This is a genomic window from Nocardia sp. NPDC052566 (assembly GCF_044547285.1).
GTDB lineage: Bacteria > Actinomycetota > Actinomycetes > Mycobacteriales > Mycobacteriaceae > Nocardia.
This window is the reverse complement of sequence record NZ_JBIUAF010000006.1, coordinates 66,560-90,677: the sequence shown is the minus strand read 5'-3', so window position 1 is coordinate 90,677 and position 24,118 is coordinate 66,560. Positions and strand designations below refer to the sequence as shown.

Genomic DNA, 24,118 nt, shown 5'->3' with positions numbered 1-24,118 from the left:
GCGCAGGCATGAGCGCAGCCGACCGCCCCTCCTTTTATGTCACCACGGCCATCGCGTACCCGAACGGTGCGCCGCATATCGGGCATGCGTACGAGTACATCTCGGCCGACGCCATCGCCCGGTTCAAGCGGCTCGACGGGTTCGATGTCTTCTTCATGACCGGTACCGACGAGCACGGTCAGAAGATGCAGCAGACCGCGGCCGCTGAAGGCATCCCGGTGGAGGAGCTCGCGGCGCGCAATTCGGACGTGTTCGAGGCGATGGACAAGTCGCTCGACATCTCCTTCGACCGCTTCATGCGCACCACCGACGCGGACCACCAGGTGGCCTCGATCGCGATCTGGGAGCGGATGCTCGCCAACGGCGATATCTATCTCGGCAATTACTCGGGTTGGTACTCGGTGCGCGACGAAGCGTTCTACACCGAGGAAGAGACCACGCTGCTCGACGACGGCAGCAGGATCTCCACCGACACCAAGACACCGGTCGAGTGGACCGAGGAGTCGAACTACTTCTTCCGGCTCTCCGCCTACCAGGACAAGCTGCTCGCGCTCTACGAGGAGCACCCGGAATTCATCCTGCCCGCGACGCGGCGCAACGAGATCGTCAGCTACGTGAAGGCGGGGCTGAAAGATCTTTCCATCTCGCGCACCACCTTCGACTGGGGTGTGCCGGTGCCGGGCCATCCCGATCACGTGATGTACGTGTGGGTGGACGCGCTCACCAACTACATCACCGGCGTCGGCTATCCGGATACGGATTCCGTTGCGTTCCAGAAGTTCTGGCCCGCCGATGTGCATATCGTCGGCAAGGACATCACCCGCTTCCACACCGTGTACTGGCCCGCGTTCCTGATGTCGGCCGGGCTGGAATTGCCGAAACGCGTTTTCGTGCACGGGTTCCTGTACAACAAGGGCGAGAAGATGTCGAAGTCGGTCGGCAACGTCGTCGACCCACTCGCGCTCGTCGACGCGTACGGCCTCGACGCGGTGCGGTTCTTCCTGCTGCGCGAGATCTCCTACGGCCAGGACGGCAGCTACAGCCACGAGGCCATCGTCGGGCGGATCAATGCGGATCTGGCCAACGAATTCGGCAACCTGGTGCAGCGCAGCCTCACCATGGTGAACAAGAACTGCGATGCGGCCGTCCCCGCGCCGGGTGAGTTCACCGATGACGATCGCGCGCTGCTCGATCGGGCAAACGGTTTGCTGGCCCGCTGCCGCGACGAATTCGACGGCCAGCAGATGCATGTGGCGCTGGAGACGATCTGGCTCACGCTCGGCGAGACGAACCGGTACTTCTCCGCACAGGCGCCGTGGGCGCTGCGCAAGTCGGGCACCGAGGCCGATCTCGCGCGGATGGCGACGGTGCTCTATGTGACGCTCGAGGTCGTGCGCATCGTGGCGATCCTGGTCCAGCCGGTGATGCCGGGCTCGGCGGCCAAGATCCTCGACCTGCTCGCCCAGCAGAACCGCGACTTCGCCGATATCGCCACCCCGCTCGTGGCGGGCACGCCGCTGCCCGCTCCGGAGCCGGTCTACCCGCGCTACCTCGAGCCGAAGGACTGAAACCCGGTGTCCCAGGCGGTATTCCCGCCTGGGACACCGAGCGCACGTCCCCCTGCCGCGGCTAGCGCATTCAACCGGCCGCTTACTTCCAGCGGTCCAGCAGGCGATTCACTTCGGGTTCCAGTGCGCGTTGCAGCAAGGGGCCGAAGCTGATTCGGCCGACACCCAACCCGGCGAGGACGGCCTTCTCCGACGTGCCCGGGTGCGCGACGGCGTTGATCGGAAGCGGCAGTTCGCTGGTGAGGCGGCCCAATTCGGCCGCATCGGGGCTCGCACCCGCCGGGAACAGCGAGTCGGCGCCCGCTTCGACGCACAACCGCAGGCGTTCGACGGCGCGCTCGACGCGGTCGCTGTCCTCGCCGATCTTGCGCAGGAACAGGTCGGTGCGCGCGTTGACCACCACATGCACGCCCGCGGCGTCGGCGAATTGGCGCAGGCCGTGCACGAGGTCGGCATGCTCCTGCGGTGCGCGCAGCCGGTCACCCTCGCTGTGCACCGAATCCTCGATATTGAGGCCGATCGCGCCCGCCTCCAGCAGTCCCTCGATCAGCTGCGCGGGCTCGAGGCCGTAACCGGATTCGATATCGACCGACACCGGAACCTCGACCGCCGCGGTGACCTGCCGAACCCGGGCGAGCAATTCGGCAAACGTCATCTGTTCCTTGTCACCGGGACCGACCGAAACGCCTACCGGATGGCTGCCGAGGGTCAACGCCGAAAAACCGGCGGACACCGCGAGATTCGCCGACCAGGCATCCCACACCGTCGGAAATACTCCCGGGTCGCCGGGCTGATGCAGCTCCAGGAAAATCTTCGCCTTACTCTCCAGTGAAGTCATAGCCCGATCATCCCGCGCCCGCTGCCCCCACGCCATGAGACCCTCCTCCCAGCGGTGATGGTGCGAACTCCCAAGGTCATGGAGTCAGGCGGGTTACGGTGCCGAGGAAACTGGTGACGTAGAGGGAGCCGGGGTCCCAGCCGGGTCCGGAACCGAAGCGGGCCGAGGTGGCGAACGGGAGACCGTCGGCGATGGTGCAGGTGCTGCCGGTGTCGGGATCGACGCGCACGATGCGGCCCGCGACGTTCAGTGCGAGATAGACGTTGCCGTCACTGCCGACGGTGAGGTCGTCGGCCGCGTTGAGCAGGCCGAAACCGGGGACGGTGCTGCGGGCCGGTGGCGTGTCGGGATGATCGATGTCGATGGCGGCGAGGGTGGTGACGGACTCGAAGGTGGTCGATACGAACAGCTTTCGGCGAACAGGATCGTAGGCGAGACCGTTGGTCGAGGTGAGGCCGGGCGCGAGCGTGTGCGCGCCCGACCCGTCGCGCGCCACTCGGGTGAGGGTGGTCGGGCTGCCGATATCGCGGCTCACCACGAACCCGCCGTCGGGCAGCCGGGCCAGTCCATTGGGCGCGGTCAGCCCGGAGGCCACCGTCGAGACGGCGCCGCTGTCCAGATCGATCGCCTCGATAGCGCCGTCGGATTTGCCTGGACCGCCGAGCGTGAAATCACCCCCTGCCGCGACATAGGCGGTGCCCCCGGAAACCACAAGGCCGCCAGGGTGATTCACCGACGCCACCACCGCGCGAGTACCGTCCGCACGCAGCACATGCACCGCGCCACCGGAACTCGACAGCGCCAGCTCGGAAAGCAGCATCCCACCGCGCCCATCGAACGCCAGGTTCTCCAGCATCGAATACCCGGACGCCACCGTCGTCGCCGACCACCTGCCGCATCCCGCCACCTCGTCCGGCTCGGCCACCGCGGCACCCGCACCGGCCACCGCGAGCGCGAGGCACAACTGCACCGCGAGCACCCCTTTGGCCGCGGCCACCCGAATCACCATGGCGCACTTCTCCCCTCACGCCTGTACCAACGCCACCCACCAGTGCCGCCTCGTTCGCCGAGCGCAGTCGAATGGCCGTGCGACACACCGCAATCAACGGCCATATGACTGCGCTCGACGAATCTCGTACTGCCTCGAGCGCTTTCCGACGCGAGACTAGCCAGCCACCGCGCCGAAGATCAGTGAATCACCGACATTTGTGCACCCTGCGACAACATTCCTCGGCGGAGTTGTGATCCCGCCTATTCGGGCACGGCGCCGATGTGGCCCACACCGGTTCAGGCCGACGGTCGCGGATGCCAACATCTTTCGAGTCCGCGCGCCAACAGAGGTATCGCCGGTTGCGCCGTCGGCAGGTCAGTCATCGCCACCGCCTCGGCCACCCGCATTCCCGGATCGCATCCCTTGGCAGGAGCGGTCATTCCTGCCCGTTGCGGCGGGCGGCGAGGACGGCGTCGTAGAGTTCGCGGCGGGAGACGCCGGATTCGGTGGCCAGTTGGGCGCAGGCGTCTTTCAGGCGCAAGCCGGATTCGACGAGGGCTTCGACCTCGTCGACGAGGTCGACGGGATCGGCCGACTTCGGTTGCGCGCCTTCGAGAACCACGGTGATCTCGCCGCGGGCGCCGTCGACGGCCCAGGCGGCGAGTTCGGCGAGGGTGCCGCGGACGACCTCCTCGTAGGTCTTGGTGAGCTCGCGGCAGACGGCGGCGCGCCGGTCGGGGCCGAGCACGTCGACGGCGTCCGCGAGACAGTCGGCCAGCCGATGCGGCGCCTCGAAGAAGACGCAGGCGCGCGGTTCGGTGGCCAAGGCGCGCAGCCACTCTCGGCGCTGGCCGGATTTGCGCGGCGGGAAACCGTCGAAGCAGAAGCGTTCCACCGGCAGCGCGGAGAGGGCGAGCGCGGTGGTGACGGCGGAGGGGCCGGGCAGGCAGGTCACCGGCAGGTCCCGTTCGACGCAGGCCGCGACCATCCGGTAGCCAGGGTCGCTCACCGACGGCATGCCCGCATCGGTCACCAGCAGCACGGTGCGCCCGGCCTCGATATCGCCGAGCAGTGCCGGAATGCGCGCGGTCTCCACGTGGTCGTAGAAGCTGACCACCCGCCCGGTGATCTCGATGCCGAGCGCCTTGGCCAGCGCGCGGGTGCGCCGCGTGTCCTCGGCGGCGACGATATCGGCCGAGCCGAGCGCGTCGCGCAACCGCTGCGAGGCGTCGCCGACATCGCCCATCGGCGTCGCCGCGAGCACCAACCTGCCCGCCGCGTCCGACTCCCGAGTCGCCTCCGCTGCCACCGTGCTCCCGTCCACATCGCCTGATCGCCGCATCCCCGCCGAGTAGCCTATCGACCTGGCGACACGTCTACTCCACCCCATGTCCACACCCACGCGTCCCGCACCGTCGTCCACGCGGCAACCGGCCGTGCCCGGCAACCGGCGACATCCCACGACCGACCACCGACATCGCATACCCGACCGCATCCACCGCGCACCCCGGCCCTTGCGCTCGTCCGGAATTCGAGGGACAGCGCCACCGGCCAACTGGGGCGCGTTGACATGCGCCGGACTCACCGATGCGGGACCTGCTGGCCGGCACGGCTTACGATCGGGGGCGTGACCCAGGTGACCGACCAGCGCGCGACCGCACCGTTCGGGGCCGGACCCTCCTGGTCGAGCCCCTCGGCACTGCGCCCATCGCCCGACTTCGGTCCCACCGATACGCTGCGCGGCTGGCTGGTGACGGCCTTCCTCACCGCGATCGCGGCGGTGACGCGGTTCACCATGCTCAACTATCCGACCGACGCGGGCACGCCGGTCTTCGACGAGAAGCATTACGCACCGCAAGGCTGGCAGGTGCTGACCGGCGGCTGGATCGAGGACAACCCGGGTTACGGGCTGGTGGTGCATCCCCCGATCGGCAAGCAGCTGATCGCCGTCGGCGAATTCCTGTTCGGCTACAACGGCTGGGGCTGGCGGTTCGCCTCGGCGATGGCCGGAACCATAGTGGTGCTGCTGGTGATTCGGATCGTGCGGCGGATGGCGCGCTCCACCCTGGTCGGCGCGATCGCCGGCATTCTGCTCATCGCGGACGGGCTCACCTTCGTGTCCTCGCGCGTCGGCATGCTCGACATCTTCCTTGCCCTGTTCGTCACCTCCGCGTTCGGCTGCCTGATCGTCGACCGCGATCAGGTGCGGGCCAGGATGGCCCTGGTCGATGCCGAGGGCCGAATCGGCGCGAGCCCGTTCGGCCCACGCCTCGGCGTGCGCTGGTGGAGATTCGGCGCGGGCGTGCTGCTCGGATTGGCCTGCGGCACCAAGTGGTCCGGTTTGTACTTCGCGATCGCGTTCCTGCTGCTCACGGTCGCCTTCGACATCTCGGCGCGGCGCACATACGGCGTGCGGCGGCCCTGGGTCGGCACCGGCCTGCGCGATCTGGGGCCCTCGCTCTACGCACTCATCGTGATACCGATCGGGCTGTATCTCGCCTGCTACTGGGCCTGGTATTCCAGCGAGACCGGCATCGACCGGTACGCGGTGGGCAATCAGGTCGGCACCGGCGGGTTCTTCGGCTTCCTTCCCGACGCGCTGCGCTCGCTCTGGTTCTACCACGGTGAAGTGCTGAAATTCCATGAGGGGCTGACCAATTCGGCGGGCAACCACCACCCGTGGGAGTCCAAGCCGTGGACCTGGCCGATGGGTCTGCGCCCGATGCTGTACTACTACGCCGATTCCGGCGTCACCGGCTGCGGCCAGACCCAGTGCGTGAAGGCCGTGATGCTGATCGGCACGCCTGCCATCTGGTGGCTGGCGTTCCCGGTGCTCGGCTGGATGCTGTGGCGCACGGTGGTCCGCCGCGACTGGCGCTATGCCGCGGTCCTGGTCGGATACGGCGCCGGGCTGCTGCCCTGGTTCCTCACCCTCGACCGGCAGATGTACTACTTCTACGCGGTCCCGCTCGCACCGTTCCTGGTGATGGGGATGGCACTGGTGCTCGGCGACGTACTCGGCCCCGCCAGGCAGCCGGGGATACCGCGCAGTCCGGCGGGCACCTATCTCCCGGTGGCGCCGAACGAGCGGTACTCGCTCGGCCTGGTCGCGGTGAGCCTGTATCTGGGCCTGGTGATCGCCAACTTCATCTGGCTGTGGCCGATCCTCACCGCACTACCCATCACCACCGGCAACTGGCACGACCATCTCTGGCTGCCCAGCTGGCGCTAGCCCTCGAGCCCGAGCCCTCCCACCACCCCCGATGGAGGCGCTTCGCGCCGCTAGCCTTCCAGCGCGGATTTGATGTAGCGCACAGCGGTTTCGTCGTCGAGCCCGAGCCTGCGCACCACCGACACGTAATCGGTGGCGGCCCGCCCGGCCAGATCGCGGGTCGGGTCACCGGAGGAGGCGATGAACGACCCCTGCCTGCCCCTGGTCTCCACCACCCCGTCGGCCTCCAGCTCGCGATAGGCGCGGGCCACCGTATTCGGCGCGAGGCTCAGCTGCGCGGCCAGCGCACGCACGGTCGGGATCTTGGTGCCCGCCGTCAGCTCGCCGGAACGGACCTGCGCGATGATGCCGAGCCGCAGTTGCTCATACGGCGGAACCGCGGAGTCGTGCGAAACCGTGATGCTGAACATGACAAGGTCACACCTCATCCCGAGACAGTGGACAAGACAAGCAGCGCGGACCGCCTCGGCCGGAACCGATTTCCGATCCTGGGATCCGCAGCACCTCGATACCGGCGTCTTCCAGCCGCGCGTTGGTCATCTCGTTGCGTTCGTAGGCGACGACCACGCCCGGCGCGAGTGCCAGGGTGTTGTTGCCGTCGTCCCACTGCTCGCGTTCGGCGGTGACGCCATCCAGCCCGGTGTCGATGACCCGCAGTTTGCCGATGCCCATCGCCTCGGCCGCCGCGGGCAGGAACGGGTCGGGGCCGCGCATGCTCACCCGGCCGTGGCCGTTGCGCCCGCCGTAGTCGTCGTCGCGGTGGATCGTGAACGCGCACAGCGAATCACGCACGGCCGGGTACATCACCACGGCATCGACGTCGACCATGGTGCACACCGTGTCCAGGTGCATGGTCGCGCGGTTCTGCGCGATCGGCACCACGAGCACGGTGTGCGCGAGATCGTCGTCGAACAGGCTGCGCGCCAAGGCTTCCGCGCCCGCGGGCGAGGTGCGCTCGCCGACGCCGACCGCGACGACGCCCGGCGCGAGCAGCAGTACGTCGCCACCTTCTATCGGCGCGGTATGGGATTCGTAGGCGCGGCGCACGCCGAGGAACCGGGGATGGAAGGCGTAGATCAGGTCGGTCAGCGAGGTTTCGCGTGCCCGGGCCGGCAGGGCGAGCGAGGTGATCGCGACGCGCGGCCCGATCCAGAACGAGGAGTCCCTGGTGAACAACAGGTTCGGCAGCGGATCGATGACGAAGTCCGCGCCGTGGTGCATGCGGCGCACCAGCGAGGCGGCGTCCTCACCGAAGGGCAGCTCGTCGAAGGTCATCCCCGCCATCAGGATGTTCGCCAGCTCCCGTGCCCGCACCCCGCGCAGGAATGCGGCGAGTTCGTCGGCCAGCGCGTGCCCGAGCCTGCGCGCGTCCACCGCCGCGGAGATGCCCTGGATGCGGGCGGCGCCGCTGACGGCGAGCGTCTCGGCGAGCAGGTCGGCCAGCAGCAGCACCTCGACACCGCGGTCGCGCAGGACACCCGCGAAAATATCGTGCTCCTGCTGGGCGCGTTCCACCCACGGGATGCCGTCGAAAAGTAGCTGATCGTTGTTGCGCGGGGTTAGCCTGCGCAGTTCGTCACCCGGCCGGTGCAGTAGCACCGTGCGCAAGCCGCCGACCTCAGAGGTAACCGATAGGTGCGCGGCAGGATCGTCTCCCATGCTCCGACCGTAGTTCCCCGCGGCCCCTCGAGCACGGAATTCCCGCCTTCCCATGCCGATCCGTTGCCAACCGAATGCCTCGCCCAACGGACGCGGGTGACCGCTATGTCCGATCCCGGCAAACCGGCACAAGCACACCCTAACCTGAAGTATTGTTGAGCTGAATGGAGGAGTGTGCATGACGACGGCCGATTGGCGAGCGAAAGAACTGACCCCCGGTCAGCTGTCCGAGCGTAGCGGAGTGGCGGTTTCCGCGTTGCACTTCTACGAACGCGAAGGTCTCATCTCGAGCCGCCGCACCAGCGGAAATCAGCGCAGATACGCGCGCGAGACGCTGCGCAGGGTCGCCTTCATCCGTATCTCCCAGCGGGTCGGCATCCCCCTCAGCGAAATCCGCGCGGCCCTCGATCAATTGCCGGAGGGCCGCACCCCGACCCGCCGCGACTGGGAAACGCTGTCCACCAACTGGCGCGCCGATCTCGACGACCGCATCACCCAGCTGACTCGCCTGCGCGACAACCTGACCGGCTGCATCGGCTGCGGCTGCCTATCGCTCGGCAGCTGCAAACTCGTCAACGAGCACGACCGGCTCGGCACCGAGGGACCCGGCGCCCGCGTGCTCGACGTGCAGCTCAACTGCCCGGGGCGCACGACCGCCTGCTGAACCTCACCGCCGGGGAACGGCGAGCAGCCTGTTGAACCGATCGCCTGCGCGGCGCATGACGATTTCGTACGGCCACGCGAATTTGCGTGCCCACCAGTAGCCGAAGCGGATGTCGAACGAGGTGTAGACCAGGAATCGGTTGCGTTCGATACCGCGCAGGATCGCCGTGGCCACCTGCTCCGGCGACACCGCGTGCTTGGTGAACGCCGAGGTGAGGCGGCGCACCCGTGGGTCGTCCTTGTCGACGCCGACCAGTTCGAAGGTGTGCACCAGCGGGGTGTCCACCGCGCCGGGCACCACCAGGTGCACCGAAATGCCATGGCGGGCAAGGTCGAAACGCAGCACCTCGGAGACGCCGCGGATACCGTACTTGCCCGCGCTGTAGGCGGCGTGCCATGGCAGCGCGAGCAGCCCCGCCGCCGAGGAGACGTTGACCAGCGCACCACCCTTGCCCGCGTGCACCATCGGCGGCACGAAGGTCTCGATGACGTGGATCGGGCCCATCAGGTTGACGTCGACCATGCGCCGCCAGTGCTTGTGCTCGAGATTCTCGACGGTGCCCCACGCGGAGGTGCCCGCGACGTTCATCACCACATCGAGGCGGGGATGCTCGGCGTGCACCTGCGCGCCGAAGGCGGCGACGGCATCGAAATCGGTGATGTCCAGGGCCTGCGCCACCAGTACGGTGCCGCCCGTCGCGCGGATCTCGCGCACGGTCTCGTCGAGTCCGTCGGCGTTGATATCGGTGAGCACCAGCTCGGCGCCCTGCGCGGCGGCGGCGAGTGCGGTCGCGCGGCCGATCCCGCTCGCCGCTCCGGTCACGAGTACCTTCGCCCCCCGCACCGTCCTGCGCACTGTGCTCATCCGCCGCTCATCCGCCTCTCCGCGTTTTCAGGCCAGACCTAGATGCCACAAACATTAGCGTCGGCGGCCGGCGGTACCAGCGTGGTCGGGTCAGCCGGTACCCGACAAGTTACCCATGTGCTCACGAAATCAGTTGCCGCCTCGCGCATCCGCCGGTATCGCTTCAAACACCGCTCAGGACTGCGAGCATGCCTGCTACGGCGCGGGGCCAAGTGAACTGTTCGGCTCGGGTGCGGGCGGCCTTGCGGCGGCCCGCGGTGGGGAGCGCGAGCACGTCGGTGACGGCCTTGGCGAAGGCGCCTGGATCGTCGGCGGCGACGGCGCCGCAGTCGGCGGTGACGATATCGGCGAGGGCGGAGGATTTGCTTGCGACCACCGGCGTGCCCGCGGCGAGCGCCTCCAGCGCGGCGAGCCCGAAGGTTTCGTGCGGGCCCGGCGCGAGCGAGATATCGGCGGTGGCAAGGAGTTTCGCGACCATCGACCGATCGGTGATGAAGCCGGTGAAGTGGACGGCCCGCTGCCCGGACGCGAGTGGCGCCAGCGCGCGGGCGCGGCGCTCGAGCGCTTCACGGCGGGGACCGTCGCCCGCGACGACGAGCCTGACCTCGGTCCCCGCCTTGCGTAGCTCGCCGACCGCCTCGATGCTGCGATCCACCCGTTTCTCCAGCGAGAGCCGTCCACAGTGCACGAGCAGCGGATGGCCCGGCTCGCCGAGATCGGCGCGCAGCCTGGTGTCGCGCCTGCGCGGGCTGAACAGCTCGAGATCGACACCGAGCGGGACGAGTTCGACATTGGGCGCGCCGATCCGCAGGAATTCCGCGCGCGCGAATTCCGTGGTGCAGACCACGATGTCGTAGTCGGCGGCGGTGCGCCGATTGGCGATATCGGCGCATCGGCGGGCCGCGGGGCCTGGCAGCACCTGGCCGAGCAACCGGTCGAGCCGCTCGTGCGAGATCATCACGCTGGCCACCTCGCGCCGCCGCGCCCAGCGGCCGAATCCGCGCAGCGTCAGCCGATCCGATACCTCGAGCACATCGGGGCGCAGCCCGGCGAGCACATCGGCGACCCGGCGCGGATCGGCCGCGCGGTAGCCGCCGGTCCACGGAATGGCCAAGGCGGGCAGCGTAACCCGCACCACGCCCGTCCCGAGCAGCTCCTCGGCCCGGCGCGGCCCCGGCACGATCAGCACCACCTCGTGCCCGGCGGCCACGTACCCCTCGCCGAGATGATGCAGTGCGGTGCGCAAACCACCCGACCGCGGGCCATAGAAATTCGCCAGCTGAACGATGCGCACGCCGCCGATCGTGCAGCGAATCGGGTTACCGCCGGGACCGATCCGCTCAACGGGGCGTGAACAGCAGTGAAAGACTAGTTCGGTTCTTCCCGCCGAATCCGCAGCAGCGCATGCCCGCTCCGCAGTGGCAGCACCGGCCGCAACTCCGCCGAGACGGCGATCCACTCGGTGTCGTCGAAACGCACCCGCAGCGACACCTGCCTGCCCTGTCCGGCCCCGCCGGACAGTTCATCGCAGACGGCGAGATAGGCGGGCGCGTCGTCGGGATGCAGTTTCGGCAGCTCGGTGGCCCAGCGGTCGAGTGGCGGCGACGGGGTTCGCGTCCACTCGTAGATGAGACCCGAAGCAAGCCAGACGAATCCGACGCCGTCGTCGGCGTGTTCGAGCCTGGTGCTCCTGCGCGATACCGCCCGCATCATCTGCATATCCATGCCGGGCGCGATCAGCGGGTCGTCGGCGAGCAGGTGCATCAGCGCCCTGACCCTGCGGTCGAGTGGATCGCCCCTGGTCACCATCTGGAAGGTGCGGACACGGTCGTCGTCGCCGATCATGTCGACATCGCCCTGGTAGCGGCCGTCGAGCGTGGCGACCATGGCGAAGTATTCGATGCGGCCGTCGAAGCGCACCATCCGGCCGAAGGCCTCCGGTGGCGTGCGGATCACCCGCACGTCCTCGGGCGCCCTGGCGAACACCAGCTCCTCCAAACCCGGCCCGTGGTGTGCCAATTCGCTGTCCGCGTCCCAGTCCCACGCCGCGACCCGCGGCCGCGGCGGCGGGACATCACCCTCCGGTCCCACCCACACCTGCACCCCGTGCACCTCGTCGAACGCGCAGCGCACCGGCACCGCGGTGACGGTGATCCCGCCCTCGGCCCGCGTCTCGGCGCACCCCGTCTCGCGAGCGCGCCGCACCACCTCGACGATGCGCAGCGGTACCGTCGCGCCGAACTCCTTGCGCACCCGCAGCTGAGCCGCCCAGTCCTTGATGCGCGCTCCGTCCGCGACCACCGTCGGTTCCGCTGTGGCGGTGAGTGTTTCGATCAGCAACCAGTCGGATTCGGCCACGGCACCCGCTCAGCGCGCCGACTGACCGCGGCCGACCCGCGGCAGGTCGAGGTCGAGGGGTATCCGGCCGACCGCGAGGTGTGCCTCCACCTCATCGGCGGGCATCGGCCTGGCGATCAGGAAGCCCTGCGCCCGATAGCAACCGAGACCGACCAGGGTGCGCGCGGCGACCGGTGTCTCGACACCCTCGCCGACCACCCCGAGTCCGAACGAACCGGCAAGGCCGATAATGGATTTCACGATGGCCAGGTCGTCGGTGCTCGCCCCGAGGCGCTGCACGAAACCGCGGTCGATCTTCACCGCGTCCACCGGGAGCGCCTTGAGGTGCGACAGCGAGCTGTATCCCGTGCCGAAGTCGTCGATGGCGATCTGCACGCCCATCCGCTTGAGCCCGCGCAGCGTGACCTGGGTGCGCGCCAGATCCTGCACCACCACGTGCTCGGTGATCTCCAAACACACCGAGCTGCCGTCGATTCCGAAGAGGCGAAGGATGTCCTCGATGCGCTCGACGAAATCCAGGCTGACCAACTGCACCGGCGACACGTTGATCCGCATCACCACATTCCCCGCCAGGCCACGCCTGCGCCACTCCGCGAACTGCGCGCACGCCGAGCGGATCACCCAGCGGCCCAGTTCCCCAGCGAGATTGGTCGCCTCGGCCACGGTGACGAACGCCGCGGGCGGCAGCAGGCCCCTGGTCGGATGCAGCCAGCGAACCAGCGCCTCCAGCGCGACGATCCGGCCGGTGCGCAGGTCGACCTCGGGCTGATAGTTGCAGCAGCATCGAGCCGTCGGCGACGGCGCCGCGCAGGTTCAGCTCGACATCGTCCTGGAGCTCGAACTGGGCGCGCATCGCGTCGGTGAACACCGCGACACCGTTGCCGCCACCGGATTTCGCGGAGAGCAGCGCGTGATCGGCGCCGCGCAGCAGGTCGGCGACCGTGGTCTCCCCCGGCATGCCCACCGCGACACCGACACTGGCGCGTCTGCTCACCGATTCACCGCCGACCACGACGCGACGCCCGATCAGCTGCTGGATCCGCACCGCCTCCAGCTCGGCGGCCACCGCATCCATCGGTTTGGCGGGCACGATGACGAATTCGTCGCCGCCGAGCCGCGCGATCATGTCGTTCGGATCGAGGTGCTCACGCAGCCGGGCGGACAGGCTGCGGATGAAGTTGTCACCCGCGGTGTGACCGAGAAAGTCGTTGAGCGCCTTGAGCCGGTCCAGGTCGAGGAAGAACGTCGCGACCGGGCCGGGACTGCCCGCACGTAATCGATCTTCCATATGCTCCAGCAGCGCCCGCCGATTCGCCAGGCCGGTCAGATCGTCGTGCAGCGCGATGTAGCGCAGCTGCTCCTCGGCTACCACTCTCGCCTGTAGCTGGGCGAAGAGCGCGGCAATCGCCTTGAGCACATTGATCTCTCGCGTGCTCCACTCCCGGTCGCCCGCTTTGACGAAGCCGAGTAGGCCGGTGGGCTCGCCGCGGGAGATCAGCGGCACCGAGGCCGAGGTGAGGTCGGCGATCGACGGATCCCAGCCGATCGCCTCGCGCAGCTGGCCACACATCGGCGTCGGGCCGGTGATGATCGGCTCGGTCTGATTCTCCACCGTGCGGAAGATGGTGTGCGGCCCGTCGAAGTACATGGTGTGCAGCGGATCGGGTTCCGGAATGTGCGGGCGGCGTGGCCATTCCGCGACAAGCACGGTTGCTCGTAGTTCGCGGTCGGTATGCCGCAGATAGCTGTAATCGACGTCGAAATGTTCGACCAGTTTGGCCAGCACACGCTCGGTTGCCGCCACCATGGTCGTGGCGTCGACACCCATCAGCTCAGAGGCGACTTGGGTCACCAACGAGTCGAGCGTCCGCCGAGGCACCTTGTCTCCCATCGCGCTAACTACGAGTGTCCGCGCCCGGCACCAGACGCCGTCGGTTACGGACAGTGGCAGCTACCGCATAGCTCAGGCGCGGTACCAACGCCATGGTCTCATGCTCACGCACTCCCGGTAAGTCCAGGAAGCGACTCGGAAGTGCGCACAGTGTATCCGCGCCGCGCAGCGGATCGCCGGACGTCACGCTTCGAGCCGCCTTACCTCGGAATCGCGCGGCGTGCCCGCGCCGTGGGCGGCCGCCGGGGCGACTGGGATCGCTCCGAAAGTCATGGTCTTCCTACTCCGTTACTGCGCGCCGGGCGCTGTCGTCGAGCCATCCGGCTCACCCACCTGACGACACGCGCGCGGTGAGGTGCCTAGGGCAGTATCGTTCATCCAGCAGGAATTGAACAGGCATCTGGCAAATATTCCGAAACCAGAGCGCGCGCCCCGATAAATCCCCAGGTCAAATCGTTGCTGTCCGGTAACGGATAAAACATGGAGACCAGTTGGTCCTCAGTCGGCTAACTGTCAGCAAGTTCCACCTGGATGGAATCGAGGCGCACTCGTAATTCACACCAGGATGGAGATGAACAGCTCCACCGATTCCGGCCCGCGCCAGACCTCTACCTCTTCCCGATAGGCGCGGGTGATCTCGGCCGAGGCGGTGGCATCGTCCACCTGGGCCCACACGTCCTCCACCGGATCGTGGTAATCGCCGTTGGGCTCGAAGCGGGCGTAGACGCCCTTCGGCACCCGGACCAGCACGTCGCCCACCGGCACGGCTTCCGGCTCCGGATAGTCGAAGCAGACCATCGCGTTGTAGTTCCCGGACGGGTCGGGCACATAGACCGTGTACATGGGGTGATCCGGTCGCGCCCGATCGCGCAGCCGGTCCTTGAGGAACTCGATGAGGTCGCTGTTGCTGACCTTGAAGCTCGGGCGCACCCGCGGCACCACCAGGCCGCCGTAGATCGCCTCACCGCGCACCGCGATCGTGTACGTCATCAGAGTTCGACCGCCAGATACAGATCGATCTTGTACGCATGCGGATAACACTCGAAATCACCGGTGTGGGTCCGCTTGATCTGGTTGTGCTCCTCGGCAAAGGCGATCTGGGTCCACAGGTCGGTCATCACCTGCGGAAAGTTACCCACCGAGGAGAAGCGCGCATAGGTGCCGCGCGGCAGCTTCGCTACCAGATGCCCGCGGGTCACGTCGGCGAAGGAGGCGCACTGGTAGCCGACGATCTGGGTGTTGTAGGTGCCGAGCTCGCCGGTGTAGTCGGTATACGCGCTGGCCAGCGGGCCGCCGAGCTCCTGGTGTAGCACCGTGGCCCAGGCCGCCTCGAGGTCGTGATCACGCAGTTCACCGAGCGCGCGTTTGGGGCTGCGCACCGGCAGCCCGGCAACCCACGTTTCGTCCCGCTCGACGATTTCAAACTGCATGGAAGGACTCTCTCGAGGTGAATCCGGGGGCCCGCGGTTGTCCCGGCCCGCATCCGGTTCGGTCAGAAAGGCCATGCTATCAAGCAGGACCTCGCGCAACGGCGCACATGACCAGCTCGTTATCCGGCACGCCGACGACGCGACGGGGGCATGATGATCTTGTGGCGCGTCTCACGCGGATCGCCCGCTACCTCGCACACCCACGATGGGAGTCCGGCGAATGACAACCTCGGCCGGCCACGACGAGCTCGACCGGCGCACGGCGGAAGTCGCCGACCAGCGCTGCGCGGTGGAATCCGATATGGCCGAGGTGCAGCGGCGGCTCGGCACACTGGCCGGACACACCGCGCAGGCCTACAACGCCACCGCCACGATGGCGATGAACCACAACCCGCACATCTACGCCGACGACGACACGTTGGCCGCCGGAGTACGGCTGCACGCGCACGTCGCCTACGACCATCTCACCGGAACGCTGTCACCCGGATGACCTGCCGCACCATCGCCGAGCTGGACGCGGCGGTCGCCGACTGCCGCGCCTGCCCGCGTCTGGTCGCCTGGCGCGAACTCGTCGCCCGCGAGAAGCGGGCCGCGTTCCGCGACGAGACCTACTGGGGGCGCGCCGTTCCCGGTTTCGGCCCCGCGGACGCGCGCATGCTGATCGTCGGGCTCGCGCCCGCCGCGCACGGCGCCAACCGGACCGGGCGCATGTTCACCGGCGACCGCAGCGGTGATTTCCTCTACGCCGCACTGCATTCGGTGGGTTTGGCCAATCAGCCGACCGCCGTCCATATCGACGACGGATTACGACTGCTCGGCGTCCGTATCACCGCACCGGTGCATTGCGCGCCGCCGGACAACAAACCGGCACCGGACGAACGCGACCGGTGCCGCCATTGGCTCGACACCGAATTCGCCTTGCTCACACCGACTCTGCGTGCGGTCGTCGTGCTCGGCGCATTCGGCTGGCAGGCGCTGCTGCCGGTACTCGCCGACGCGGGCTGGATCGTGCCGCGACCGCGTCCGAAATTCGGGCACGGGGCGCGGGTCACGCTGATGCCGATCGAACCGACTCGAAATCCGTTGGAGCTGTTCGGTTGCTACCACGTAAGCCAGCAGAACACTTTCACCGGAAAATTGACCCCCGCCATGCTGGAGGCGGTGCTGAGCTCGGCCGCCGACGCGGCCGGGCTCCCGCGCTGACCGCTACCCGGTCGGCGTGTTCTTCGCCTGCCCCATCACCACACCGGCAATGGCGACGAGCACACCGACGACGCCGAGCGCGATACCGAATACCGGCTGCATGTCATCGGCCCACGCCAAAATGATGAAGTGATAGTTGATCGTGTTCAGCAGCAAAGAGCCGAACCCGAAAATGGCAAGCCAAATACCGATACGTGTCATTGTGATCCCCCCGAGAGATCGTTACCGCGCCTTGTTGCGCTAATTCCTGCTCGGCAGAATAACTCTCGAGGGGCGTGATGTCCAAACGAGTTCGAGATCTACAGCGGACGGCATTCGATTACCATGAGCCCGCTCGGCCAGCGGCGCACACTCGCGACGGTGGCGCCCGCCGCCGCGGCGAGTGCGGCGAATTGTTCCGAGTTGCGCAGGCATCCGCCGACGACGACGAGCATTTGCAGGTCGTAGGGGGCGGTGGGTGCTTGGGCCGTATCGTATGGGAGCACTTCGGCGATCAGGACGCGGCCGTTCGGGCGGGCCGCGTCGACGCAGTGGCGCAGAATGCGTTGGGCGGCCGCGTCGTTCCAGTCGGTGAGCACCCTGGAAACGATGTAGGTGTCGGCGCCCACCGGCAGCGGTTCGAAGAAGCTGCCCGTGATCGCGTGCGCGCGCGAAGACAGACCGGAGCGGGCGAAGTGGGCCCGCGCCGCCGCGGCGGCGGGCGGCAGGTCGAAGACGGTACCGGTCAGTTGCGGTTGGGCGCGCAGGATTTCGGCGAGCAGGATGCCGCCCCCGCCGCCGACGTCCATGATGTCGCCGGTGCCGGTCCAGTCGTACTCGGTGGCGAGCAGGTGCGCGACGCGTTCCGTATCCGCCCCCATCAAGGCGTCGAACTCCACGCGCAGGTGCGGGCGGGTGGCCAGGTCTTCCCACAGCGGCAGGCCGTGCACCACGCTGTAGCCCTCCGCGCCGGTGCGGACGGCGGCGGCCAGGCCCGCGTACCCCGCGTCCATGCGCGCTCCCGGGCCGGACAGATCCAGCCAGGCGCGGCGGGCGGCGCCGTCGTCGCCGACGAGGCGGCGCGACACTTCGGTCAGCGCATAGCCTTCCCGCACCTCGTCGAACAGGCCGTGCGCGACCAGATAGCGCAGCAGACGCCCGAGCGCACCTTCGTCGGCGCCGGTCGCCGCCGTCAATTCCGCCAGCGTGACCGGGCCGTCCTCCAGTAGTTGCGGAAGCCCGAGGGTGACCGCGGCGCGCACCGCGTACGGTGTCGCGATATCGGTTAGCCTGGCCAGCTCGGCGTCCGGATCGGGAGTCACTACCGGCGTCGTCATGCGAGTTCCTCCAGGGTGGCGGCCGAACTTGGTTCGGGCAGTGCTTGATTCGCGCGTGGATCGGGCAGCAGACCGAGTTGATAGAGCCGGTCGAGCGGACGCAGCGGATGCGGGTCTATGCCGGCGATATTGCGACAGGTCGCCGCGCTCAGGCGCGGATTGTTCGCGGTGCCGCGCATCAGCCGCCTGCCGAGCAGCTTGCCGAGCGGCGACACCATGGTGAGCATCCGCGCCGCATTGTGGCTGACGGTCGCGACATGGCGCAGATGCGGCAGGCGCACCCGGTGATATCCGGCCAGCGCGTGATCCACGGCGGCACTGGACCATTCACCCGCTTCGGTCAGTTGCGCGGCCAGCTCGACCGCGTCGGCGATGGCCGAGTTCATGCCCTGGGCCGCCATCGGATGCACCGCGTGCGCCGACTCCCCGAGCAGGGCCAGCCCCGGCACCGACAGCCGATCGGCCAGATACCGTGGCACGGCGAAGAGTTGGCGCCGAGTCTCCGGCGCGAGCAGTCGCTGCGCGAGCTCCGCGAGCGCGGGCACCTGAGTCACCGCATCGACCGCCCAGCGCCGGATGTCGCTGCCGTCCATGCCACGCAGCTCGTCCGGCGCGGCCTGCAGATACAGCCGGGTGCGTTCGTTCGGCAGCGGATAGGCAAGGCGCAGACCGCGATCGGTCACGTAAGCCGCCAATTCCGCGCAGTGACTGCCGGGTATCTCGAAGGATACGAGCCGATGCGGATACTGCTCGCGGGTCAGCGCGATGCCGACGCCGTCGCGCAGACTCGACGCGGAACCGTCCGCGGCGACGACCAACGCCGCCGACACCGTGCGCGGTTTACCGTCCGCCAGCTCGACGCCGCACACCCGGCCCGCACTGTCGCGCACCAACTCGCGCACCCGAATACCGCGGCGTACTTCGACGTTCGGCGCGGCGCTGTCCTCGAGCGCGCCGAGTATCGCCGGATAGTCGGCCGCCAGAATGCACCGGCCCGCGCCGAGCAGGCGGCGGTAGTCCAGCTCCAGCAGGACGCGGCCGTCGGGAGCGCGGGCGCAGAGGCGGTCGATCCAGACACCGCCGCCGCGCACCAGCCGTGGACCGGCACCCCACCTCGCCAACGCCTCCAGCGAACTCGGCTGCAACAGTTCGCCTTTGGCGATCGGCAGCGGACGCAGCTGCTTCTCCAGCACGACGACGCGCAAACCGAGCGCACCGAGTGCGCACGCGGCGGCCAGTCCACCCGCTCCGGCACCGCAGACGACGACGTCGGCCTCCGACGAGCTACTCATTCCGCTTCTCCTCGTCGGTGCGCGGTGGTGTTCCGCGGTTGTCGTGTTCGCTGGCCGAGGCCCGCGCCGTCATCGAAACCAGCGCCGCTCGGGCTCGGCGATAGGCGGCCAGCGCACGCAGCGCCAGTCCCCCGGTGATCGCGCCGTTCGGGTAGTGCACGCAGTGCCGGATATAGGCGCTCACCGGTGCTTCCGGCCACCGCCCGTCCGGCAGCTGGCGGGTCTGCAACCAAACCGCGGCCCGGTCGACCGGCCCGGCGCCGGGGATCATTCCGGTGGTGAGCAGCGCACGCAGTGCCCACGCTGTCTCTTCGACACTGCCCGGTCTCCCGTCGCCAGGACCCCACGACCCGTCGGCATGTTGTGTCGCGAGCAGCCAGCGCACCGCCGCGCGCACCGTGGGATGTTCGGGCGTCACCCCGGCACGGCACAGCGCGCCGGTCACCTCGGCGGTGCCCGCGGTGCGCCCGCGATACCACAGCGCCTCGAAGGTGCCGTCCTCGTGCTGGCTGCCGACCAGCCACCGCACCGCCCGCCGGATCCGCGGATCATCCAGTGGCACACCGCCGTCCAGCAGTGCGTCGACGGCCTGCGCGGTCAGGTAGGGGCACGGCCCGTCGTTGGCGAGCGCGGTATCGCGCACCCACAGGCTCCACGACCCGCGACTGTCCTGCCGTCCGAGCAGCCAGCTCAGTCCACGGGCCAAGGCCGGATCCTCCTCGGCGCCGGGCAGTGCCGCGAGCACGGACAGCAGTTCCGCGGACTCCAGCGTCACCGGCCAGCCGGTCGCATGCGAATAGCTCCAGCCGCCCGGCGGGCAGTCGAGTATCGAGAACGGCTGCGTCCGTTGCGATCCGCGGATCAGCGCGGCCACGTCGGCCAGCCGCGGGTCGGCGGCGTAGCCCGCGTCGCATAATCCGGTGGCCGCGAACGCGGTGTAGGTGAGCCGGATGTCGACGATCTCCCACGACCCGTCCGGATCGGCGCTGCGGCGCAGGTATCCGGCGATGGCCTCGACCAGATCGGGTGCGTGGCCCGACTGGATGAGGGGGATACCGGTCATCGCGGCCGGCCAGGTGTTGTCGCCGAATCCGCCGGTGCCGCCCTCGTCGCGGTGGACGCGGTACAGCACCCGCAGTGCGGCAGGCGCTGCGATGCGGTCGAGCAGCCTGCGCAGCGGGCCGCCCGGATCGCGGCGGGACTGAGCGAGTGCCGTGGCCGCGAGCACCGCCGCGCGGAACGACATCCGGGTGCGCCACAGCTTGGGAAACAGGAACACCCACAGCGGCACACGCACCGGCTCCGGCGCGTGCCAGCCCGCCATGCCGTGGAACCGGCCGCAGACCGCGGCGAGTGCGGGATCGGCGATCCCGGCGAGACCGCCGAGGCGGTCCAATGCCGTACGGCCAGAAGACACTTGGTCGGGATGGCAATCCGGCGCGACGATGTGCAGCACCGCGACGGCAATGGCCGTCGTCACCGCTTCCGAGGGTTGACCGGGGACCGATCCCCAGCCGCCGTCCGGATTCTGCATTGTGAGCAGATGCGCGATGCCATTGTCGATATAGGACCGCGAGCCCGCCGGATCGTGCAGTTGCAGTGTGACGGCCGCGCCCGCGGTGGCCAGCGTCGCGCCCGCGCCGGAATCGAACGCGAAATGCCCTTCGGGTCGAAGGTGGCGCAGCAGCGCCTCCGCGCCCGCGTCGATGACCTCGTCGAGGTCGCTGTTGATCATGCGAGACCTACTCTGTCATTGCCGAATTCGTGGCGGTCGCGCAGCAGTGCCTGAGTCGAGAGCGACACCGCGAGTGCACCGGCGAGCAGTCCGAGCGTGACCGGTGCGCCGAGGCCGAGCGCGATGAGCGCCGCCGTGAGCACCAGGCGCTCGGCGATGAGTACTTCATGGGCGCGCAACGCCTTTCGCGCATCCGCCGGTCCGCCGAGCAGCGGGAGGTACGCGAGAGCGCCGAGTCCGGCCGCGGCGATCAGCAGGCCGGGGCCGAAGACGCCCGGCGCGTCGTACAGCGCGCAGGCGCCGACCATCGCGATGGCGAAAAGCACTGCCGCGCAGCGGCTCGCGAGGACGGCGCCGTAGACAACCGGCAGCGTGCGGTAGCCGCCCGCCCGGTCGCCGACGATGTCGCGGACGGCGCCGACCACATTGGACGCGGTGTCCTGCAAGCAGAACACCGCGGCCCAGCCGAACACCACCGCCGACGGCAGGCCGTCCACCAGTGTTGCGGCGAAAACCATTGCGAGACCTGTCAACACGCCGCGGAGCAGATTCCCGGCGAGCCCGCGCTGCTTGAGCACCTTGCTGTAGATCGCGGTGCCCACCGCGCCGAGGACGACGACCGCCACCGACTGCGCCTGAACCAGTACGGCGACCAGTAGTGCGACGAGCACACAGCCGAGACCGATCACGACGACACGCCGTGGCGCGAGCCGTCCGGACGGAATAGGCCGGTGCGGTTTGCCGAGCGCATCCAGCTCGCGGTCGAAATAGTCACCGAGGTAGAGGCCGCCGAGCCAGATCAGCGTCGGCGCAAGCCATGCCGCGATCCACTGCACGGGCGAAGTCGCGCCCGCGAGCGCGGCACCGGCCAAGCCGACCATGCCGGGGTAGGCGAGGGTGTAGGGACGACAGGTCTCGACGTGCGCGAACCAGTTCCACCCCGGGTGTGGAATCACCATGTGCGCTCGATCGTTTCGGCGGCGATGGCAGCGAGTGTCGCGCCGCGTTCGCCGAAGATCAGCACGCTGTCCCGCGCGGCATTCGCCTCCGCCGCCACCCGCGCGGCAGCGGCGGCCAATGCCCCGGTCTCCGTGAGCACTTCGTGCAGCAGGCGATAGGACGCGTCCACTGCGAGCCTGCCGCTCAGCGAGCGTTCGATGCGGCGCCGCTGTGCCGCGTCCGCCAGCTCGAGTCCGACGAGCACCGGAAAGGTGGGGCGCCGGTTGGCGATATCGCTGACCGGGCTCTTACCGCTGCGCGTGGTGTCGCGCAGATACGGCAGCAGATCGTCGCGCATCTGGAAGGCGCAGCCGACATGTTCGGCATAGGTGCGCAACGCGTCCACCTGCGCCGTGCTGCCGCCGCCGAGCACACCGCCCGCGGCACAGGCCGCCTTGAACAGCGCACCGGTCTTCAACGCGGCCATCGACCGGTAGCGCGACACACCGCAGTCGATGTCACCGGCCAGTTCGGCCTCGGCCGTCTGACCACGGCACAGGTCGATCCCGGCCGCCGCGACGATCCGCACCGTCTCCAGCACCGCGCCCGCGGGGAAACTCCGCCCGCCCGCGGTCGCGAGGGTGCCGAAGGTGTCGAGCAGCAGCGCGTCACCGACGACGATCGCATCGGCCTGCCCATATTTGGCATGCACCGTCGGCCTGCCGCGCCGCAGCAGGTCGCCATCGATGATGTCGTCGTGCACCAGGGTCGCGACATGCAGGTATTCGAGGGCGATGGCGACCGGCGCCAGCTCGAGCGGGTCAGCGCCCACCGCGCGACCCGCCTCGAGCATCAGCAGTGGCCGGATCAGCTTGCCCGCGGGAAGTACCGCGTACCTTGCCATTTCATGTAATCGGCTGAGATCGGCGGGCCAGCCCGCGGCGAGATCACGGATCAGCGGTTCGATCGTCGCGGCACCGGGGGCCAACTGTCCCGAGGTCATGACGCGCTCGGACGTAGTGAGCCGCGGAAATCGTCGGCGAGCCCGGCGAAGGCGTCGTTGGCCGCCTCGGTGCCGACGGTGACCCGCACGCCGCGACCGGACCACGCACGCACCGCGATGCCGTGCGCCGCACAGTGATCGGCCAGTTCGACCGCCTGCGGGGTCGGCACCCACAGAAAGTTCGCATGGCTCACCGGCACCGGCCACCCTTGGCGCCAGAGCATTTCGCGCAACCGGGCGCGCTCGGCGCCGATCTCGGCGCAACGACGGCGCATCTCGGTGACGTGCCCGAGCGCGGTCAGCGCGGCGGCCTGGGCCTGTGCGCTCGCCGCGAAGAACAGGCGAAGCGTGCCGAGCCGGTCGAGCAGCGCGGGCTGTGCGATCAGGTAGCCGATGCGCAGTCCGGCCAGCCCGTACGACTTCGAAAACGACCGGAGCACAGCGACTCTCGGATCATCGCCGACCAGTCCGACCGCATCCCGATACGTGGGAGCGAGCACGAAATCGCGATACACCTCGTCGATCAGGACGGTGACGTGTTCCGGCAGGCGATCGAGCAGCCGCCGCAGTTCATCGCGCGTCAGCAGGGCGCCGGTCGGGTTGTTCGGGTTGCACAGCAACACCATTCGCGTCCGGTCGGTCACCGCGGCGGCGATATCGTCCAGATCGGTATCGGTGCCGCGCAGCGCGACGGGTACCGGATGCGCGTTCGCGTGGCCGATCATCAGTGGATACCCCTCGAACGACGGCCACTGATGGACCACCTCGTCACCGGGTGCGCACCAGCCGAACAGCGCCAGCTGGCACACCGCGGCCGAACCGGGGCCGATCAGCACGTGCTCATCGGGGACGCCGAGCTGCGCCGCGAGCGCGGCGGCGGTCTCCGTCGCCACCAGATCCGGATACTCGTTCGCGACCGTCGTCGCCAGCGCGACCGCTTCGACGATCTCACGCCAGGGCCGAAATGGAACCGTATTCATGGACAAATCGTGATAAACGACCGAGTCACTGGAAATCGCCAACGGACACCCTCTGCTCTTCGTGGCAGGCACCACACTGCCGCTATTCGGAGCATGACATGGAATACATAGCGCGACAACATGTTCAAAGCCTGCTGACAAGAAAATTATCGCGC

Annotated in this window: 22 protein-coding genes and 1 pseudogene; 5 read left to right on the top strand and 18 right to left on the bottom strand. The window is 68.6% G+C overall.

The window, feature by feature from the left end; all coding sequences use genetic code 11:
* Positions 1-8: 8 nt before the first annotated feature.
* Positions 9-1,568: a methionine--tRNA ligase gene (gene metG / locus ACIG5A_RS30130; RefSeq protein ID WP_397246143.1), complete on the top strand. Its 1,560-nt coding sequence runs from the start codon at positions 9-11 to the stop codon at positions 1,566-1,568.
* Positions 1,569-1,650: 82 nt separating this feature from the next.
* On the opposite strand, the gene ACIG5A_RS30125 is transcribed toward metG, so the two are convergent.
* From ACIG5A_RS30125 to rsmI, 3 genes are all read right to left on the bottom strand, one after another.
* Positions 1,651-2,406: an isocitrate lyase/phosphoenolpyruvate mutase family protein gene (locus ACIG5A_RS30125; protein ID WP_397246141.1), complete on the bottom strand. Its 756-nt coding sequence runs from the start codon at positions 2,404-2,406 to the stop codon at positions 1,651-1,653.
* Between the two features lie 76 nt (positions 2,407-2,482).
* Complete coding sequence (locus ACIG5A_RS30120; RefSeq protein WP_397246139.1) at positions 2,483-3,415, bottom strand: SMP-30/gluconolactonase/LRE family protein; 933 nt, start codon at positions 3,413-3,415, stop codon at positions 2,483-2,485.
* Between the two features lie 418 nt (positions 3,416-3,833).
* Positions 3,834-4,706, bottom strand: coding sequence for a 16S rRNA (cytidine(1402)-2'-O)-methyltransferase (rsmI, locus tag ACIG5A_RS30115; RefSeq protein WP_397246137.1), 873 nt, complete (start codon positions 4,704-4,706; stop codon positions 3,834-3,836).
* Between the two features lie 318 nt (positions 4,707-5,024).
* On the opposite strand from rsmI, the gene ACIG5A_RS30110 reads away from it, so the two are divergent.
* The gene (locus ACIG5A_RS30110; protein WP_397246135.1) at positions 5,025-6,629 is read left to right on the top strand and encodes a dolichyl-phosphate-mannose--protein mannosyltransferase; all 1,605 of its coding nucleotides are present in this window, start codon (positions 5,025-5,027) and stop codon (positions 6,627-6,629) included.
* A 50-nt stretch (positions 6,630-6,679) separates the two neighbouring features.
* Here the strand turns inward: ACIG5A_RS30110 and ACIG5A_RS30105 are convergent, their stop codons facing one another.
* Both ACIG5A_RS30105 and arcA read right to left on the bottom strand, forming a co-directional pair.
* Positions 6,680-7,039: a GntR family transcriptional regulator gene (locus ACIG5A_RS30105; RefSeq protein ID WP_397246133.1), complete on the bottom strand. Its 360-nt coding sequence runs from the start codon at positions 7,037-7,039 to the stop codon at positions 6,680-6,682.
* 7 nt (positions 7,040-7,046) lie between these two features.
* Positions 7,047-8,288 (bottom strand): arginine deiminase, encoded by a 1,242-nt coding sequence (gene arcA / locus ACIG5A_RS30100; protein WP_397246131.1) that lies wholly within the window; start codon positions 8,286-8,288, stop codon positions 7,047-7,049.
* A gap of 178 nt (positions 8,289-8,466) precedes the next feature.
* On the opposite strand from arcA, the gene soxR reads away from it, so the two are divergent.
* On the top strand, positions 8,467-8,952 hold the full coding sequence (soxR, locus tag ACIG5A_RS30095) for a redox-sensitive transcriptional activator SoxR (RefSeq protein WP_397246129.1): 486 nt from the start codon (positions 8,467-8,469) through the stop codon (positions 8,950-8,952).
* Between the two features lie 3 nt (positions 8,953-8,955).
* On the opposite strand, the gene ACIG5A_RS30090 is transcribed toward soxR, so the two are convergent.
* From ACIG5A_RS30090 to ACIG5A_RS30065, 6 genes and pseudogenes are all read right to left on the bottom strand, one after another.
* Positions 8,956-9,816, bottom strand: coding sequence for an SDR family oxidoreductase (locus ACIG5A_RS30090; RefSeq protein ID WP_397246127.1), 861 nt, complete (start codon positions 9,814-9,816; stop codon positions 8,956-8,958).
* 163 nt (positions 9,817-9,979) lie between these two features.
* Positions 9,980-11,110: a glycosyltransferase gene (locus ACIG5A_RS30085; RefSeq protein ID WP_397246125.1), complete on the bottom strand. Its 1,131-nt coding sequence runs from the start codon at positions 11,108-11,110 to the stop codon at positions 9,980-9,982.
* Between the two features lie 74 nt (positions 11,111-11,184).
* Entirely contained in the window at positions 11,185-12,174 is a 990-nt protein-coding gene (locus tag ACIG5A_RS30080) for a GAF domain-containing protein (protein ID WP_397246122.1), read from the bottom strand.
* A gap of 9 nt (positions 12,175-12,183) precedes the next feature.
* A pseudogene (locus tag ACIG5A_RS30075) lies at positions 12,184-14,065 on the bottom strand (putative bifunctional diguanylate cyclase/phosphodiesterase).
* Positions 14,066-14,620: 555 nt separating this feature from the next.
* A complete protein-coding gene (locus tag ACIG5A_RS30070; RefSeq protein WP_397246120.1) occupies positions 14,621-15,055 on the bottom strand; it encodes an effector binding domain-containing protein in 435 nt (144 codons plus the stop codon).
* On the bottom strand, positions 15,055-15,495 hold the full coding sequence (locus ACIG5A_RS30065; protein ID WP_397246118.1) for a GyrI-like domain-containing protein: 441 nt from the start codon (positions 15,493-15,495) through the stop codon (positions 15,055-15,057). Before ACIG5A_RS30065 ends, ACIG5A_RS30070 begins: the two co-directional genes overlap by 1 nt.
* Positions 15,496-15,715: 220 nt before the next feature.
* Here ACIG5A_RS30065 and ACIG5A_RS30060 point away from each other — a divergent pair, with 220 nt between their 5' ends.
* Both ACIG5A_RS30060 and ACIG5A_RS30055 read left to right on the top strand, forming a co-directional pair.
* The gene (locus tag ACIG5A_RS30060) at positions 15,716-15,985 is read left to right on the top strand and encodes a hypothetical protein (RefSeq protein WP_397246116.1); all 270 of its coding nucleotides are present in this window, start codon (positions 15,716-15,718) and stop codon (positions 15,983-15,985) included.
* Positions 15,982-16,698, top strand: a complete 717-nt coding sequence (locus ACIG5A_RS30055) for a uracil-DNA glycosylase (RefSeq protein WP_397246114.1) — start codon at positions 15,982-15,984, stop codon at positions 16,696-16,698. Before ACIG5A_RS30060 ends, ACIG5A_RS30055 begins: the two co-directional genes overlap by 4 nt.
* 3 nt (positions 16,699-16,701) lie before the next feature.
* On the opposite strand, the gene ACIG5A_RS30050 is transcribed toward ACIG5A_RS30055, so the two are convergent.
* The 7 genes from ACIG5A_RS30050 to ACIG5A_RS30020 form a co-directional block, all read right to left on the bottom strand.
* The gene (locus ACIG5A_RS30050) at positions 16,702-16,899 is read right to left on the bottom strand and encodes a hypothetical protein (RefSeq protein WP_397246112.1); all 198 of its coding nucleotides are present in this window, start codon (positions 16,897-16,899) and stop codon (positions 16,702-16,704) included.
* A 98-nt stretch (positions 16,900-16,997) separates the two neighbouring features.
* Positions 16,998-18,014 carry a methyltransferase gene (locus ACIG5A_RS30045; RefSeq protein WP_397246110.1) on the bottom strand — a complete coding sequence of 339 codons (1,017 nt, stop codon included), beginning with the start codon at positions 18,012-18,014 and terminating at the stop codon, positions 16,998-17,000.
* Positions 18,011-19,306 carry an FAD-dependent oxidoreductase gene (locus ACIG5A_RS30040; protein WP_397246108.1) on the bottom strand — a complete coding sequence of 432 codons (1,296 nt, stop codon included), beginning with the start codon at positions 19,304-19,306 and terminating at the stop codon, positions 18,011-18,013. The genes ACIG5A_RS30045 and ACIG5A_RS30040 overlap by 4 nt, the downstream gene beginning before the upstream one ends.
* On the bottom strand, positions 19,299-21,041 hold the full coding sequence (locus ACIG5A_RS30035; RefSeq protein ID WP_397246105.1) for a prenyltransferase/squalene oxidase repeat-containing protein: 1,743 nt from the start codon (positions 21,039-21,041) through the stop codon (positions 19,299-19,301). The genes ACIG5A_RS30040 and ACIG5A_RS30035 overlap by 8 nt, the downstream gene beginning before the upstream one ends.
* Entirely contained in the window at positions 21,038-22,000 is a 963-nt protein-coding gene (locus ACIG5A_RS30030; protein ID WP_397246103.1) for a UbiA family prenyltransferase, read from the bottom strand. The genes ACIG5A_RS30035 and ACIG5A_RS30030 overlap by 4 nt, the downstream gene beginning before the upstream one ends.
* The gene (locus ACIG5A_RS30025) at positions 21,994-22,983 is read right to left on the bottom strand and encodes a polyprenyl synthetase family protein (RefSeq protein WP_397246101.1); all 990 of its coding nucleotides are present in this window, start codon (positions 22,981-22,983) and stop codon (positions 21,994-21,996) included. The genes ACIG5A_RS30030 and ACIG5A_RS30025 overlap by 7 nt, the downstream gene beginning before the upstream one ends.
* Complete coding sequence (locus ACIG5A_RS30020) at positions 22,980-23,963, bottom strand: aminotransferase class I/II-fold pyridoxal phosphate-dependent enzyme (protein ID WP_397246099.1); 984 nt, start codon at positions 23,961-23,963, stop codon at positions 22,980-22,982. Before ACIG5A_RS30020 ends, ACIG5A_RS30025 begins: the two co-directional genes overlap by 4 nt.
* Positions 23,964-24,118 lie beyond the last annotated feature (155 nt).

What these genes read in the sequence shown, in the direction of transcription:
- ACIG5A_RS30030 (WP_397246103.1), bottom strand. Translation starts at nt 22,000, where the DNA reads ATGGTGATTCCACACCCGGGGTGGAACTGGTTCGCGCACGTCGAGACC.
- ACIG5A_RS30035 (WP_397246105.1), bottom strand. Translation starts at nt 21,041, where the DNA reads ATGATCAACAGCGACCTCGACGAGGTCATCGACGCGGGCGCGGAGGCG.
- soxR (WP_397246129.1), top strand. Translation starts at nt 8,467, where the DNA reads ATGACGACGGCCGATTGGCGAGCGAAAGAACTGACCCCCGGTCAGCTG.
- ACIG5A_RS30120 (WP_397246139.1), bottom strand. Translation starts at nt 3,415, where the DNA reads ATGGTGATTCGGGTGGCCGCGGCCAAAGGGGTGCTCGCGGTGCAGTTG.
- ACIG5A_RS30105 (WP_397246133.1), bottom strand. Translation starts at nt 7,039, where the DNA reads ATGTTCAGCATCACGGTTTCGCACGACTCCGCGGTTCCGCCGTATGAG.
- ACIG5A_RS30040 (WP_397246108.1), bottom strand. Translation starts at nt 19,306, where the DNA reads ATGAGTAGCTCGTCGGAGGCCGACGTCGTCGTCTGCGGTGCCGGAGCG.
- metG (WP_397246143.1), top strand. Translation starts at nt 9, where the DNA reads ATGAGCGCAGCCGACCGCCCCTCCTTTTATGTCACCACGGCCATCGCG.
- ACIG5A_RS30090 (WP_397246127.1), bottom strand. Translation starts at nt 9,816, where the DNA reads ATGAGCACAGTGCGCAGGACGGTGCGGGGGGCGAAGGTACTCGTGACC.
- ACIG5A_RS30070 (WP_397246120.1), bottom strand. Translation starts at nt 15,055, where the DNA reads ATGACGTACACGATCGCGGTGCGCGGTGAGGCGATCTACGGCGGCCTG.
- arcA (WP_397246131.1), bottom strand. Translation starts at nt 8,288, where the DNA reads ATGGGAGACGATCCTGCCGCGCACCTATCGGTTACCTCTGAGGTCGGC.
- ACIG5A_RS30055 (WP_397246114.1), top strand. Translation starts at nt 15,982, where the DNA reads ATGACCTGCCGCACCATCGCCGAGCTGGACGCGGCGGTCGCCGACTGC.
- ACIG5A_RS30045 (WP_397246110.1), bottom strand. Translation starts at nt 18,014, where the DNA reads ATGACGACGCCGGTAGTGACTCCCGATCCGGACGCCGAGCTGGCCAGG.
- ACIG5A_RS30020 (WP_397246099.1), bottom strand. Translation starts at nt 23,963, where the DNA reads ATGAATACGGTTCCATTTCGGCCCTGGCGTGAGATCGTCGAAGCGGTC.
- ACIG5A_RS30060 (WP_397246116.1), top strand. Translation starts at nt 15,716, where the DNA reads ATGACAACCTCGGCCGGCCACGACGAGCTCGACCGGCGCACGGCGGAA.
- ACIG5A_RS30065 (WP_397246118.1), bottom strand. Translation starts at nt 15,495, where the DNA reads ATGCAGTTTGAAATCGTCGAGCGGGACGAAACGTGGGTTGCCGGGCTG.
- ACIG5A_RS30050 (WP_397246112.1), bottom strand. Translation starts at nt 16,899, where the DNA reads ATGACACGTATCGGTATTTGGCTTGCCATTTTCGGGTTCGGCTCTTTG.
- ACIG5A_RS30025 (WP_397246101.1), bottom strand. Translation starts at nt 22,983, where the DNA reads ATGACCTCGGGACAGTTGGCCCCCGGTGCCGCGACGATCGAACCGCTG.
- ACIG5A_RS30125 (WP_397246141.1), bottom strand. Translation starts at nt 2,406, where the DNA reads ATGACTTCACTGGAGAGTAAGGCGAAGATTTTCCTGGAGCTGCATCAG.